General features: G+C 45.0%; 12 protein-coding genes. 6 read left to right on the top strand and 6 right to left on the bottom strand.

What is annotated here, in order from left to right; genetic code table 11:
• Nucleotides 1-101: 101 nt before the first annotated feature.
• The 4 genes from AAHN97_RS22195 to AAHN97_RS22180 form a co-directional block, all read right to left on the bottom strand.
• The gene (locus AAHN97_RS22195) at nt 102-1886 is read right to left on the bottom strand and encodes a histidine kinase (protein WP_343304288.1); all 1785 of its coding nucleotides are present in this window, start codon (nt 1884-1886) and stop codon (nt 102-104) included.
• Between the two features lie 95 nt (nt 1887-1981).
• Nucleotides 1982-2785, bottom strand: a complete 804-nt coding sequence (locus tag AAHN97_RS22190; protein ID WP_343304287.1) for an AraC family transcriptional regulator — start codon at nt 2783-2785, stop codon at nt 1982-1984.
• A 12-nt stretch (nt 2786-2797) separates the two neighbouring features.
• The gene (locus AAHN97_RS22185; protein WP_343304286.1) at nt 2798-3685 is read right to left on the bottom strand and encodes an oxidoreductase; all 888 of its coding nucleotides are present in this window, start codon (nt 3683-3685) and stop codon (nt 2798-2800) included.
• A gap of 249 nt (nt 3686-3934) precedes the next feature.
• Nucleotides 3935-4327, bottom strand: coding sequence for a hypothetical protein (locus AAHN97_RS22180; protein WP_343304285.1), 393 nt, complete (start codon nt 4325-4327; stop codon nt 3935-3937).
• Between the two features lie 168 nt (nt 4328-4495).
• Between AAHN97_RS22180 and AAHN97_RS22175 the strand changes: the two genes are divergently transcribed.
• Both AAHN97_RS22175 and AAHN97_RS22170 read left to right on the top strand, forming a co-directional pair.
• Nucleotides 4496-6457: a tetratricopeptide repeat-containing sensor histidine kinase gene (locus AAHN97_RS22175; protein WP_343304284.1), complete on the top strand. Its 1962-nt coding sequence runs from the start codon at nt 4496-4498 to the stop codon at nt 6455-6457.
• On the top strand, nt 6444-7076 hold the full coding sequence (locus tag AAHN97_RS22170; protein ID WP_343304283.1) for a response regulator transcription factor: 633 nt from the start codon (nt 6444-6446) through the stop codon (nt 7074-7076). The genes AAHN97_RS22175 and AAHN97_RS22170 overlap by 14 nt, the downstream gene beginning before the upstream one ends.
• 3 nt (nt 7077-7079) lie before the next feature.
• Here AAHN97_RS22170 and AAHN97_RS22165 read toward each other — a convergent pair whose 3' ends face one another.
• Together AAHN97_RS22165 and AAHN97_RS22160 are read right to left on the bottom strand one after the other, a co-directional pair.
• On the bottom strand, nt 7080-10793 hold the full coding sequence (locus tag AAHN97_RS22165) for a glycosyltransferase family 2 protein (RefSeq protein WP_343304282.1): 3714 nt from the start codon (nt 10791-10793) through the stop codon (nt 7080-7082).
• The gene (locus AAHN97_RS22160) at nt 10790-11911 is read right to left on the bottom strand and encodes a glycoside hydrolase family 2 TIM barrel-domain containing protein (RefSeq protein ID WP_343304281.1); all 1122 of its coding nucleotides are present in this window, start codon (nt 11909-11911) and stop codon (nt 10790-10792) included. The genes AAHN97_RS22165 and AAHN97_RS22160 overlap by 4 nt, the downstream gene beginning before the upstream one ends.
• Nucleotides 11912-12263: 352 nt before the next feature.
• On the opposite strand from AAHN97_RS22160, the gene AAHN97_RS22155 reads away from it, so the two are divergent.
• From AAHN97_RS22155 to AAHN97_RS22140, 4 genes are all read left to right on the top strand, one after another.
• Nucleotides 12264-13334 carry a WG repeat-containing protein gene (locus AAHN97_RS22155; protein WP_343304280.1) on the top strand — a complete coding sequence of 357 codons (1071 nt, stop codon included), beginning with the start codon at nt 12264-12266 and terminating at the stop codon, nt 13332-13334.
• Between the two features lie 6 nt (nt 13335-13340).
• Nucleotides 13341-13511, top strand: a complete 171-nt coding sequence (locus tag AAHN97_RS22150) for a WG repeat-containing protein (RefSeq protein WP_343304279.1) — start codon at nt 13341-13343, stop codon at nt 13509-13511.
• Between the two features lie 240 nt (nt 13512-13751).
• Complete coding sequence (locus tag AAHN97_RS22145) at nt 13752-14201, top strand: hypothetical protein (RefSeq protein WP_343304278.1); 450 nt, start codon at nt 13752-13754, stop codon at nt 14199-14201.
• A 61-nt stretch (nt 14202-14262) separates the two neighbouring features.
• Entirely contained in the window at nt 14263-14550 is a 288-nt protein-coding gene (locus tag AAHN97_RS22140) for a hypothetical protein (protein ID WP_343304277.1), read from the top strand.

Below are 14550 nucleotides of genomic sequence, written 5' to 3'. Positions count from 1 at the left end.
ATAATGTGGTTAATTAAATTTGAACATTTAATTCCTTTAAATACCACATATGCCCACTGAAATGGCCATGGGAGCATTCCCATTCTGTGGGAACATTCCCATTATACAATGTGCAGCGCTTCTTCCGGAGCTTTGGAGATAGCATGCTCCAGTGCAAAACGGATCAGCACCTGGGTGCCATCCACTTCGCCGTTTGTAAGTATATCTTCTTTGGATACGGAGATACTGCCGGGCACATCTTCATTCATGATATGTACCCTTTCTGTTGTGAGGTCGCTATGCGGCGTTGGGCTAACACCTGCTTTCTGGTCCATGATCCGTTTGGCAGCTGTTCTGCCGATACCATTATCCCGGATGCTGCAGATCAGTTGGGTAGCCGTGCAGGAGAATTGAATATGGATCTCTCCATGCCGATCGCTGTTCATGATGCCATGATACAATGAGTTCTCTACGTAATGATATAACAATAAAGGGGGAATCCTGATCTCATTAACGGGCACATCTTCAGCTACCTGGAGATCGTAACTGAACTTACCCGTAAACCGTATCTGTTCCATGCCCAGGTACTGTTCCAGCATCAGTACTTCCTCCGCAACACTCACCGTGCTTACGTTGGCCTGTTGAATGATCAGCCGCATAAAGCGGGAGAACCTTGACACGTATTTCAACGCAATGGATTTGTCTCCCTGGTTGATGTAGTACTGCATGTGATTGAGGGAATTGAAAATGAAGTGCGGGTTCATTTGTGCCTGCAATACTTTCATTTGCAGTTTCCGGTTCATCAGTGCAATTTCTTCATGTTGCCGGGTGATGATACTGTTGCGCTGGATCAGCTGATCGCTCAGCCTTTTCTTTGTTCTGTAACGGTTGTATAACAGGATGGCGATGATCACAATCACCAACGCGCCACCGATGGAAATGTTACGCATCATTTTCTGATGTTCCACCTGTAAAGCCGTTTCAATTAAGCGCTGGGATACGAGCTCCCTTTCCTTTGTTAACAGTTCTATATCTGCGCTCTGCTGTTCTGTTTCATTCGTACCCGGTCCATCCATAATGATCCGGCCTATTTCAGTCCCCAGGTATTTGGCCAGCAGCGAATCCGTTTTCCGCTTACAGGCAAAACTCTGGAAGTATTCATTCACAACGGGTCCCCAGTCGCTGTTCTTAGAAAAGATCCCTGCAAAACCGGGCCGCTCTGTTACCAGGATGTGCTGGCGTTTTACTTTGATCCCCTTCTGCAAAGCCACTACATAAATAGTGAGTGGAATATATCCGAAACCATTCTGCCTGCCGGCTATCTTCCGCAATACTTCATAATCATCATACTCGCTGTAGATGGTAAAATTCCTGCGGGCCTGTAGTTTTTTGAGATCATCTTCCATGGTGGTATGTGCCATGGTATAACCCTGTAACATCTGGAGATGATCAAAAAAAGGCTGGGGAGTAGTGTAGAGCGGTAATTCATTACTGGTAACAAGGATGTTGAGGTCTGGCATGTAAGGAGGGGTGAAATTCACTTCATGCCTGCGTTCCGGGGTAATGGAGAAAAAAGACCAGCCAAACACACCAGGTGCTGTATGGTCTTTTACTTTGCGGTAAATGCTCTCGAAGCTACCTGCATTTTCCCATTGGATACGGAGATCGTAATTGTATTTCTGTTTTACATACTGCACAAAGGACTGCATCAGCTCAAATTCCACGCCCTGTAACTGTCCTTTATTGCCTGTGTAAATGAATGGGTCTATATCATACCAGTAAGCTGTGATAGTACCTTTACCGGCTTTTTGCACCTGCGCCCAACTATCAGCTCCGTTAGTGCTATCCGCAAAAACCGGGGAGCAGGTAAAGAGCAGGATAATTATTGTACGCAGCAGCCTCATCATATACAGTAAAAGTACTGAATAGCAGGAGATTTAGCCTACCCGGTTTAATGTTTTTGGCCCCCGGATTAATGAAATAGGCTTCCGGCTTAACGGATTCAGGCCCTTTTGTCCAGCCTGGAGGGAGCAATCCCATAGGCTTTTTTGAAGGCGAAGGAGAAATGGGAGAGGTCTTTGAACCCTACTTCCAGGTATACATCAGAGGAGCGCCAGCCTTTTTCCTTGATCAGGTGGTAGGCATCGTCCAGCCTTTTTTGCTGTAACCAGCGGTTGGGGGAAGTATGGAAGATCTTCTCAAAATCCCTTTTGAAAGAAGCCAGGCTTCTGCCGGTGAGGTAGGCAAAACGACTGATATCCACATTGAACTTATAGTGTTCGTTCATATAAGCTTCCAGGTCAATTTTGCCGGGAGCACTGAAATCAAACAGTACATCCTGCAATACCGGGTTGGTTTCCAGGAGGATCATGATCGCCTCTTTGACCTTTAAACCCATAAGGATGGGACTACCTTCCATATAAGGTTTGAGAGAATCGATGAAGTTTTTAAAGAGCGGGTTTGGTTTCAGCAGGAGGGCATTTTCTCCTGTGTATGTTTTTTTCATTTTCAGGCCATGTTCTTCGCTGATGGCATGCAGGGTTTCCTGGTCCATGTATACGGAAATAGACCTGAACTCTTCGCCCGGAGGAGGTTTCTTCAGGAACCGCGCCAATTGGTTCTTTCTGAAAAAGAAGTAATCTCCCGGGTTGATATTGTATGTTTTGCCGCTCACCGTTATTTCCAGCGTGCCGGACAATTGGTACCCGAACACATGTCCGGGTACAAACTGTTCGCCTTCCCTGTTCTTCTCTGTATAACAGGAGTATAGAATAGGTGGTCTGTTATCTTTTTCCTGCGTAGGCATATGCCTTCAAAGTTAATTGTTTTTGTTGTTGGTGAGTGTTTTGCCCATCTCTGTTTCCAGGAAGTTAACAGCTTCATCATGGTCTGTAGAAAGGCTCACCGGCAACCAGTTTTCCATTTCTGCGTCCCTGTCTGCATTCGCTTTTTTAAGCAGGCCGATAGCCTCACTGCCCAAAACCAGGTGTACCGGCGGAGCAGGATTATCTGCCAGGTTGATCATGGCTTTTGCTGCTTTTACCGGATCGCCCATTGGCACAAAACCTCCTTTCCTGACGTATTCAATTACCCAGTCCACCGTGGTTTCATATCCTTCTACTTTTTCAGCATAGGTCATGGAATCGCCGGCCCAGTCTGTTCTGAATCCACCGGGTTCTACAGAAGTAACGTAAATACCTAATGGTGCTACTTCTTTTGCCAGTGCTTCGGAAAATCCGCTTACACCGAATTTTGCTGCCTGGTAAATAGAAATTCCCGGATTACCAACACGTCCGCCAATGGAGCTGATCTGTAAAATGCGTCCGGAACGTTGTTTGCGCATGTAAGGTAAAACCGCGCGGGTCACTTCAATGGGAGCGTAGAGATTTGTTTCGAGCTGACTGCGTACCTGCTCATCCGTAAAAGCTTCTGTAGCGCCTGTGATGCCAAAACCTGCATTGTTCACCAGCACATCTATCTTCCCGAAATGGGCAACGGTATCTGCCACTGCCTGGTGTACTTGTTTTTGCTGGGTCACATCCAGTTGGAGCGTGAGGAGTTGTGTAGGATATTTTTCTTTTAAATCGTTTAATTGCTCAGGTTTTCTGGCAGTTGCGGCTACCATGTCGCCTTTTGCCAGTACTGCTTCTGTGAGGCTGCGTCCCAGCCCTCTTGAACTACCTGTGATAAACCAGATCTTTGCCATGTTTTTATGTTTTTATAACACAAAGGTCGGGCGATTATCGGCAGGGGATTTTGCTGTAGAGCTCAGATTTGTTTGTTGAGGGGCTCAGGGTTGTACTGTTTTACCAAAACCCATCGGGGTCATTTGTTCATCATAGGTTCGCCACGTGTTTTACCAGGGTTCACCCGGCCTACAGGCTAAAATAATATCGGCTCCCTTAACTTATAAGTAAAGGGAGCCGAAGAGGGGCTATTAAGTTGTAGGGTAACCTTAGAAATAGAAAGTAGCACTGGCACCAAATGAAGTACCGCCCGTAGCGGTGCTTTCTTTTTTCACCACACCATCCACAATGATCTGCACTTTCATAGTAGCAGATGTATTGGCAGATGTGCCAACTACAGCAAGGGAAACAGCACCTGTACTTGCAGGAAGATTAAACTCCTGGCTTTCCCAGGTGCCTACGTTCAGGTTAGAAAGGGTTGTGTTTTCTCCACTCGCAGCTATATATATTACAGTGTGAATAGTGGAGCCGGAAGAAACCTCTGCTCTGTATTTGATCTTGTGACTGGTTGGTTTAGGATTATCTCCTTTACCTGAACATCCTGCAAATGCCAGCATGCATAACAATGCGGGGAATAACAAAAGTCTCAATGATAATTTCATGATCGATGATTTACGTTAAATGGTGATTCAGTTTAAATCTCTGCGATGTAAAGGTACTCCCACTTATGGCTGCCGGTCAATCCTGATATCAGGGATTTATTTCTACTGGTTTTTCGGTATATTTTTACTTTATTCGCGTAATTATCAATTGTTAAGTACCTTGTTTCCATGACCCGTTTCCTACTGATTATTTGTTTCTTCGTTTGCCTGGCGACGTTATGCTCCGCCCAGCTGCCTTTATTAAAGAAAGGATATGTAGATAGTATTGAACAGGTACTGCAAAAGGAGAAGAACGACAGCCTCAAATCCAAGCTCCACTTTATACTGGTTTACAGCTATCTCGCCAAAGGCGATACCGTCAAAGTATTACACCACCTTATGGAAGGCCGGAAGTTTGGCCGGAAGTACCCGCTCATGTTTGCACAATCCTACGCACATGAAGGATACTATTATATTAATAAAGACATTCCCAGGAGCCAGGCTGCTTACATGAAAGCAGATTCGATCCTCATCGGGCAAACATCAAAAGACGCCTACCGCGTCCGTTCAAATGCATGGCAGAACTACGCCGTAATGCAACAGATCCAGGATGATGATGCAGGGTATGTGGAAATTGTTCTGAACAAAGCTATACCGCTGGCCAAACTGTCGGAAGACAGTTCGCTGCTGGGCTCTGAATACGGAAACGTGGCCGTGGCATTCACCAATACGGAGCAGTATGAGAAAGCAGAAGAATATTTCAACGAAGCCCTCGCTATATTGAAACCATCTGCCAAAGAGCCTACCCGCTTGTTGATGGTATATTACAGAGCAGGAGAGAACTATATCAACTTAGGCAAATACGCCGAAGCCAAAAAAGTACTGGGTGAAATGAAGGTGCTGCTCGAGCCTTACCCGGAACTTGAGCTGAATGCAGGTTATTACCTGGTAGAGGGCCTTTACCGTCACAAGATGAAACAGTATGATTCCGCACTGGTGAGCTATGATAAAGGGATTGCCTCAGCAGGTGGCGTGAATGGAAAATACAGGATAGATGAACTGGAGATCCTTAAAACAGAAACACTCGTAGCACAAAAAAGTTTCGCAAAAGCAAGGGATCTGTTGCTGCGCTTATCGAAAGATGAAGACCTGATGTCAACAGACCTCAACCGCTTGAAGGTCTACGAAGGGCTGGCTGCTTCCTACGAAGGATTGGGCAACTACTCCCAGGCGCATAGTTTATTAAAACAATACAGCGAGCTAAATGATAGCCTGCACAAAGTAAGGATGGCGAGGGATATCAATGCATTGGAAGTAAAATACAAAAACGCAGAAAGCCAGAAAGAGATCATATCACTGAAAGCAAAGAATGAGCAAACTGCGCTCTCTTCCAAAAACGCCTGGCTCCTCACTACTTTGCTGGCTTCTATAAGTATCTTTCTGCTGGTAGTGATCATATTCGCCCTGTTATATTACCGGAGCCAGAAAAAACTGGCCGCCAGGAAACTACAGGAGATCGAGCAACAAAAGGAACTGGAAATAGCCAAAGCCATGCTGGACGGGGAAGAAAGCGAACGCCGCAGATTGGCACGTGACCTGCATGATGGATTAGGCGGCATGCTGGCCGGTGTGAAAATGAACCTCTCTGGTACAGCCAATATCACGCAGGACGAAAAGTTATTCCAGGTCATTCACCAGTTAGATAACTCCGTAAGTGAACTGAGAAGGATCGCCCGTAACATGATGCCGGAATCCCTGCTGAACTTCGGATTGGAAACTGCGCTGAAAGACATGTGTGAACTGAACTTTGCACCCGGGTTAGAAATACATTTTGAATCATTAGGGGTGCAGCCAGACCTGCCGGAAAAAACACAGATCATCATCTATCGCATCGCACAGGAACTGTTAGCCAATGCCATCAAACACTCCGGCGCTAACAGGATCATGCTGCAATGCAGCCAGAATGAAAATATGTTTTACCTCTCTATTGAAGATAACGGAAAAGGTTTCGATCCAAAAGCAGACAGGCGAAAAGGACTGGGCTGGGAAAATATCAGGAACCGCATTGAATTCCTGAAAGGCAAAATTGAAATAGACTCCGTAATAGGAGAAGGCACCACCATTAATATCGAGTTAAATGTCAGCGAATAGACTAGTTATTGTAGATGATCATCCTATTGTGATACAGGGATTATCCGCCTTATTACAGGCGGAAGAAGATCTGCATATCGCAGGAACCTTCACCACCGGCAATGCTTTCCTTACTTTCCTGAAAGAAGCGGAACGGGTGGATATTGTATTACTCGATATCACATTACCGGACATAAACGGCGTAGAGGTATGCAAAGAAATAAAGAAGATCTCACCGGAAACAAAAGTACTGATCATCAGCAACCACAGTGAACGCAGCATTATTATGCAAATGCTGCAACAGGGCGCCAGTGGTTACCTGCTGAAAAACGCCTCATCAGAAGAACTCGTGCGATGTGTGTATGATGTACTCGCCGGAAAGATTGCCCTCAGTGCAGAAGTAACTGCTATCATGACACGCCCTTTGCAGAATGAATTAAAAGACATCCCCCACTTAACCAAAAGAGAGATCCAGGTATTAGGCATGATCGCTGAAGGAAGAACATCCGCCAGTATTGCGGAAGAACTTTGTGTAAGCCAGTTCACGGTAGAAACCCACCGCCGCAATCTGATGCAGAAGTTCGATGCGAGTAATACAGCAGCGCTTATCAAGATGGCAGCAGCGCAAAAGCTTTTGTAATTTTTATAATGGCGTGTTAAGCGGTGATTGTGCTCCTGTTACACTATTGCCCTTTACAGCCTGAAGGTATAACCTGTACAGGGCTGGATCTTCAGGAATGCTTACAGTAACATCAGGCCCGGTCCCCAGGCTTTTTAAGAAAACGAAGCGCCCTTTGCCATCGCCTTTCACGAGATGCCATTCAAATTTCAGGCTGTCCCTTGCATTTGCAAGCACCCATTCATTTTGACGGTAAACAAGTGCGTGATAAGTTAAACGATCGTTTACAAAAGTAGTTTTGGCAGGCCTTAAGATCTTAATCCGGGGGAATTCAGCTGTGGGAGCACCACCACCTAATTCATAAAAAGCAGGTTTAAATCGTCCCCAATGATCTTTAAGGCCATCAAAGGTCACATAATCCCTGCTTTCCTGGTCCTGCCAGTTAGTGATAAAAACAGGCCGCCCGGTATATTGTTCCTTTGCATATTGAGCAGCTGATAACTGGTTGAAAAAATAAGGTTGAGGAAGATCGTGTAGCTGTAGCGAGTCATCATTTGCAATGATACCAAATGCATCGACCCCGGGCAGGGACCTATGGAGGAAGCTCAAAGTAGCTGCAGTATTTTCTGTGAGTCGTACATCTATCGTTAGCGGTTTTCCGGGATCAATCTGTTTGATCGCAGCCACAAGGCCCTGTAGCCATTTGACATAGGCATCCTGTTGGTATAACAGAGCGGGTTTGTAATAACGCTGCGCCAGCTGCTGTAAATTGGAATTTCCTATATTCCAGGCTATTATGTCAGGGTTGTTTTTCAGTTCTCTAATCCTTTGTAGAATACTAACTTCCAACCTTGCCAGTTTTTTACGATCGCGGTTCATATCTGTTATATCAGGTACCCAGAACCCGTATTGTATATGCATGTGCTTTTTTCGCGCAGTGGCCAGGATATTACGGTCATATACACCAGGTCCGTAACGGAGAATAGTATTGATCCCCAGGGATTTCATCTCATCAAAGTCCCTGTTGATCTCCCGCCTGGTAAGCGTATGCAGGTTCCGGAACCATTGTTCTCCTTTATGATAACCAACACCCCTTATAGTATCAGGCATTTTCAGGGAAGAGGAAGAAGCCACTTGTTTTACATCGGGGAGCAATGCATACTGTTCCTCATCTCCCTTCCAATCGGATAATATCTGCGGCTGTTGGATCTTCCAGTTCAATAATGTGTCAATATCGGGCCTGAGAACGTTTTTATCATAACTGCTGTTGAATAATATGGCAGCATGAATTTCCCGGAATTCCTGCCGGATAGTGCTGAAAGCATCCTGCAACCACTGGCCCTGACGGCTGGCATTGGTGAGTGAACCCATCTCGGACACCATAACAGGCAAACCTGATTGGAAGATGGATAATTGATGAAAAGGTGTATACAAGGATTTAAAGGAAAGCCATCTGGTATCTTTTCTTTGTGGACCATAATTGAGCACGTTTACGCTTAACCAGTCAACATACGCATAACCGGGAAAGTAAGCTGCTGCTGCTGAAGGGCTCCAGGGGTTCCATACCCATATAACATTGTTCACATCATTTTTTGCGAAGAATTGATGCACATACTTCCAGGCAGCTTTAAATTCTTCCGGGGTATTGTTCCCTACTGGGGACCATGGGTACGCAGGATTATCAGCCTCATGCGCAAACCGCAGGAATACGGGCCTGTGTAATGCCTTAACCTGGTTAGCAAATTGAAGGAGATATTCATCAAACACCCCTGCACTTATTTGTGAAAAGACCTTCTGTTCCTTTTGTTGTGCAGGCGCTTTGAACAAAGAGGTCCATGGCTCCCAGGTGATCATTGGCAGGGAGCCGTTCTTATAAATGTCCTTTATTAAAACATCCGGCAAATAACAATGCGCGGCATTTCCCCAGGGAATGTATAACGATACGATGCTGAAATGCGCATTGTATTGCTGCTGGTAATGTTTTACATCCCGCATGGAAGTGAGTCCATTGCTGGTATCCGGACTAAATATTCCATTATAGAATACCTGTTTCCCGTTAACCTGATCAGATGCCGGGGAGGAAGGTTCCGTATCTGTGTTCAGAAGGAACAAAGTAAGGCATCCGACAGCGATGAGCAAAGGCAGGCCAAGTTTACGGAAGCCGGCGTAAAGATGAAGATGCCTGAAGAGCCAGAATTTCTTCTTTAATAACAAGGGGTATACAAGTACCACTTTTATCCAGTTGTGCCGTTGCAACCTGCCCGGCTTGTAGCTGGCGATGATATTAAAGAGCATGATCCCGCAATTGATCGCTGCAATGCCCGCCATTATCAGGGTGTAAGGGTTCCAGTCATAATAAAGCCCATATACGATCGCTGAAAGGGATGCGAGCAGTACAAGGATATTTGGGATGTTCAGCTTCCAGTTATCTGGTACTGAATCATCTTTAGGTGTTGGGATATAAGGTACTTTTTTGCGGATGATCGTATAATAGAGGGCCAGGATATAGACCCACCAGGTTCCTATAAATAACAGGCCGCCTACAACATGGAAACCCCTTTCTTCCTCTTCCATTACCCATCGCTGCACGAAATGCCGGATCAGCACAATAGACGTAACTACCGGCAAACCCAATAATGCAAAGTCCAGGATATCCAATTGGAAAGGGATAACACCAAGGAACAAACAGAGGATGGGGATCAGGAAATTAATGAGAAAAATAACACCGGAAAAGTAGTGAAAAGGAATTGTACCGTAATGTAAACGTTGCCGCCATGTAAAGTGCCGAAAGAGCGTGGGATAAGCAGTGACCAGCAATTCAAACGTACCCCTGGCCCATTTCAATTGTTGCGCATAATAAGCAGACATACTGGTTGGAACAAGGCCGCGTGCCAGCACTGCGGGTACATAAACAGACTGCCACTTTTTAGCATGCAACTGCATGGCGGTATGCATATCTTCTGCCAGGCCATTTGCGTGCCCTCCGATAGAATCCAGGGCTGCTCTGCGGAAAGTACAGTTGGCACCTATTGCCATAACAGTACCATAACTATTCATAGTAGCCATGATAGGCCCATAGAACTGAAAGGTCTGTTGCGCTGCACCTTTGGCCACCAGGCTTGCCCCCAGGTTGCTGTATGATTGTACGATCTGTACAAAACCTACAGCAGGATCATTGAAATGAGATATAATAGGATCCAGGAAATCAGGGGAGGGAACATGGTCCGGGTCTAATATTACACAAAGCTCACCGGTAGCATATTGTAAGGCATTATTGATATTGCCTGCCTTGGCATCTTTCCTGTTATCACGTGTAACATGCCGGACACCGAGCCGTTTGCAGACTTCTATAAGATAAGGATCGTTGGCCTCATCACACAGATAGGATGTATGCGGATACCTGATGGCCTGTATAGCTGTAAGGGTCTCCACGATCATGTCATAGGGTTCCCCGGGGCAGAATGTGGTGAAGATATCTACGGTAAAAGGATGTTGCTGTTTTGGAACAGAAGGAATAGCAATGGAAAAGTAATGATACCATTCATGAAGTATGCGTAAACAGGTGAATGTGATGCCGGCCATTAATATCCAGTAGAAGGGCGCATATCCTATCTGCGAACGATTGAACAAACAATAAAGCATATAACCCATGCTGGCAGTGCCAAGCAGGATCATCAGCCGCAATGTAAGCTGCTCTGACAATGATGGTGGAGAAACTGGATCTAATGGTTTCTTCATTGTTCAATTACATAAAAAGGGATGTTAGCGGAAGCAAAATATCCCCTGGTATCAGAAAAAGTGGCAAATATCCTATACGGGCCTTCTTTTTCCGGTGTACGGAAAAACGCTTTGTGTCCTTGTAAACGAACCAACAGGCTATCATGCCCCGAGGGCTTTTTTGTGTTGGGCTCATACCAGTTCCTGGCATACCAGTCTTCTTTCAGTATTTCCCAACGTACACTGGTGGTATCAGCAGGAGTATGCTGCAGGAATACTTCCGCAGTATGCACGGTTTTCGAATTCAGTATGATGTTATCCTTCGCCGCCTTCCCGTCCAGTAAGATATTTTTAATCTGGGGTGCTTTGTGCGCAGGCCATTTGCCCGTCCAGATATATTGCATCACATTCACTGTTTCTGAAGCATCACCGTTGGCGCTGAAGAGATTGAACCATGTGTGCGTCACTTCTTGTTTATAACCCCACAGGAAAACAAAAGCTCCCAGGAAACGCGGGTCTTTTACCGGCATTGAATGTTCATAGAGATGAAGATGTTGTGCGGCCTTTACCGTACTGTTAGATTCTATCGGTGCCCACCATGCTGTGGCATCTGATTCCCATGGCCCTTTCACTCCCCATTCTGTTATCAGGAAAGGGCCATCCCAGAACCAGGAGAATTGGTCGAGGTCCTTTTGCAGGGTATGTAAAGAACCGAAGGTATTGATCGAGATCAGGTCCAGCTCTGGTATCTTCATTCGGATATTATAAATACACCTCCGTTCAAAATTTATCAATGCGGTAGTTACAGGATGATCAGGATCTTCTTCATGGATCATTTTCAGCAGGTTCCTGTAAACCTGGTAAAAATGGGTAAACCTGGGGCTATAAGGAAAATCCACTTCGTTACCCAGGCACCACATCAATAACGCCGGATGCGTACTATACCTTTTTACAATGGAACGAAAGCCATTTAGCTGAGCGCTCACCTTCGACCTGTCATTATAAAAAGAAAATATACCGCTGACAGGCATTGGCAGGCCGGCAATCACTGCAATGTTATTAGCATAGGCCTCATCCAGCACCTGTTTTAAGTTGGAAGTATCCCAGACACGGATCGTATTGCCGCCGGAAAGCTGCAAGCGGTGCAGATTTTCGGAGCCTGCTGCTCCTTTAATTAAATAGGGTTTACTATTACGGTATAGCACATATTTCCCTCCTTCATGACTGATAAAAACTTTTCTGTTATGGCTGTGTTTGTTGTGAGACCGGCAATTTGTAAAAGTACAGGAGGCAGCAATAGCCATTATCCAGATAACATATCTGAAAAGAGTAGATAGTGCCGGATATGGCATGATAAGTTTTTCCCGGGATATGAGCATAGCATTCTATCGGATGGCTAAATATAATCAATTATAGTTTGAATTGTTCTGGTGATGGCGCATCATATTTCCCGGATATGTATCTTTGTTATACAGACCATAAACTACACCTATGAAACAACGTTATATATTCCTATGCCTCCTGCTATTGCTGGCATCCGGAGTTTACGCCCAACCCGCACTTATTCCCTACAGGTTATATACAAAATGGGGTTTTGCTGATATGACGGGGAAACTCGTAATTCCTGCTAAGTATGACCAGGCCACCGAATACCATGGCAATTGTGCGATTGCAAAGCTGAATGGAAAATATGGGCTGATAGACAGTACCGGCAAACAAGTCCTGCCGTTTATCTATAGCGGGATTGAGCATGAGAAATGGAATAACAAAATATGGTTTACCCTGGAAGCCGGTAAAAAAAGCGGCCTGGCAGATCAAACCGGCAAACTGCTCCTTCCTGCAAAATATGATGAACTGAGGCTGATAAGCGAAGGCCCTTATGCTGCTGCATTTACAGGAGGTACTTATGTAAAAGTAAAGCCGGATGGCACAGTGGAGAAAGCTATCCTGGCTGATTGGCAGAAACTGGAAAGTTTGGGTGAAAGAAAGATATCCGTAGAACCTTATACAGCTTTTGCCGGCCCCTACACCCTGAACGGCAAAAAGGGATACCTGGTGAAAAGGTTAAGACCGGGATATGATTCTATACCTGCTATATATGATGCTACGGATGAGATCAATGTTTATGACAATATAATGTGGGTTAAAAAAGACAGCCTCTGGGGAGTGATAGGCCCGAAGAATAATATTATATTTCCCTTGCTGTATGAAGAATTGGGTTCAGTCAGCGTTAAATACAATTTGTATTCAGGTAAGAAGAATGGGAAATTTGGCATACTGAAACCCAATGGAGATGTATTGGTCCCTTTTGAGTGGGATAGATTGTACTTTCCCCTTGACCAATTCTGGTGTATAGCAACCAAAGGCGATAAAGACGGAATTATTATATTGGATGGTAATGAGCCTGTATTTATTCCGGCCAGATATAAAGATGTGTCGCCTTATCCGGTAACAGTGATTGAGCATGAGGGTCGGAAGATCCGGTTCTTTGCTGTGGAAACCCCCAAGGGATATGGATATGTGCGTGAAGATGGCATGGAATATTTTAAAGATGCTAAATAAAAAATCATGCCTGTGAAGAAACATCATTTACTCGCATGCCTCCTGCTGTTACTCACATCCGCGTTCTATGCCCAACCCGCACTTGTGCCCTATAGGTTAAATACAAAATGGGGTTTTGCTGATATGACGGGTAAACTTGTAATTCCTGCTAAGTACCCGCCAGGTACAAAACAGTAGCGGACAATCATGCACTTGTTGTTGAGTATAAAGGCCGGCAGGTGAGATTCTTTAGCGTGGAAACCGAACAGGAAGCCGGATATGTGCGGGAGGATGGCATGGAATATTTTAAGGATGCCAAATAAAGGAAATGGTGCTCAAAAGGCGCCATTTTTTATTTTATGAGCAATTTTCATCTTCGCTTCATCTTCGGGGTCTAGCTTTGTGATGTAATTATTGATAAACCTTAAAATCGAGATTATGAAAACAAGAGGATTAATGCTCATCGCCTTTTTATGCTCTGGTACTGTATTTGCTCAGAAGGCTACTGTGAAAACAGAACAAACCACTAGTGTAACAACCACTAAAGGAAATGCCACGGTGAAATCTGATATTGCCGCAGACCATCAGGATGGAACAGACGCAAATGCAAACAGCCAAAGCGCAATCACACTGGAAAAAGATCTCTCCGGTACTACTTCGGAAGTAAAAGGTACAGCTTCAGAAGTAAAAGGTATAGCAGATGAACACATCAACACTGCTATTGAAGCAGGTAAACAATCAACAGTACAGGTGACACAGGGCATAAAAAATACCCTGAACACCTCAGCCGGGATTGGCGGAAGTTTATTGAAAACAACGAACCTGAAGATCGCACCTGTAAGGATCAATTCTCAAATAATCAGCAGAACAGGGCTGTTTATCAGGTAATTTTAATAGGAATAACCGATTTTTGTGCTGGAAAGCACAAAGATCGGTTACCATTATAACAATGCTGAAACTACTCGCAATATTCTTTACATTGGTTCTGGTAAAGCCACTGGCTGGCCTTGCAAGAGAGCACGTACCTACAGATACAGTACCTGCAGTGAAAAAACCTGTTACAGAGCCGCCGGACGTAAAGAAACCCCTTGAAGAGCTTCCGGATGTAAAAAAGCTTGATCTGATTAAAGAAGTACCAAAGTCGCGCCGGAAAATGAAACCTATTGCTGTTCCTGCGCCGGTACCCATTCAACCGATCAGGATCATCAAACCGAAGATCATCCGGAAGGTAATTTAA

This window comes from Chitinophaga niabensis, assembly GCF_039545795.1.
In the GTDB taxonomy this organism is placed as follows: domain Bacteria; phylum Bacteroidota; class Bacteroidia; order Chitinophagales; family Chitinophagaceae; genus Chitinophaga; species Chitinophaga niabensis_B.
The sequence above is the reverse complement of the archived record's forward strand: the minus strand, read 5'-3'. Positions and strand labels throughout refer to the sequence as shown.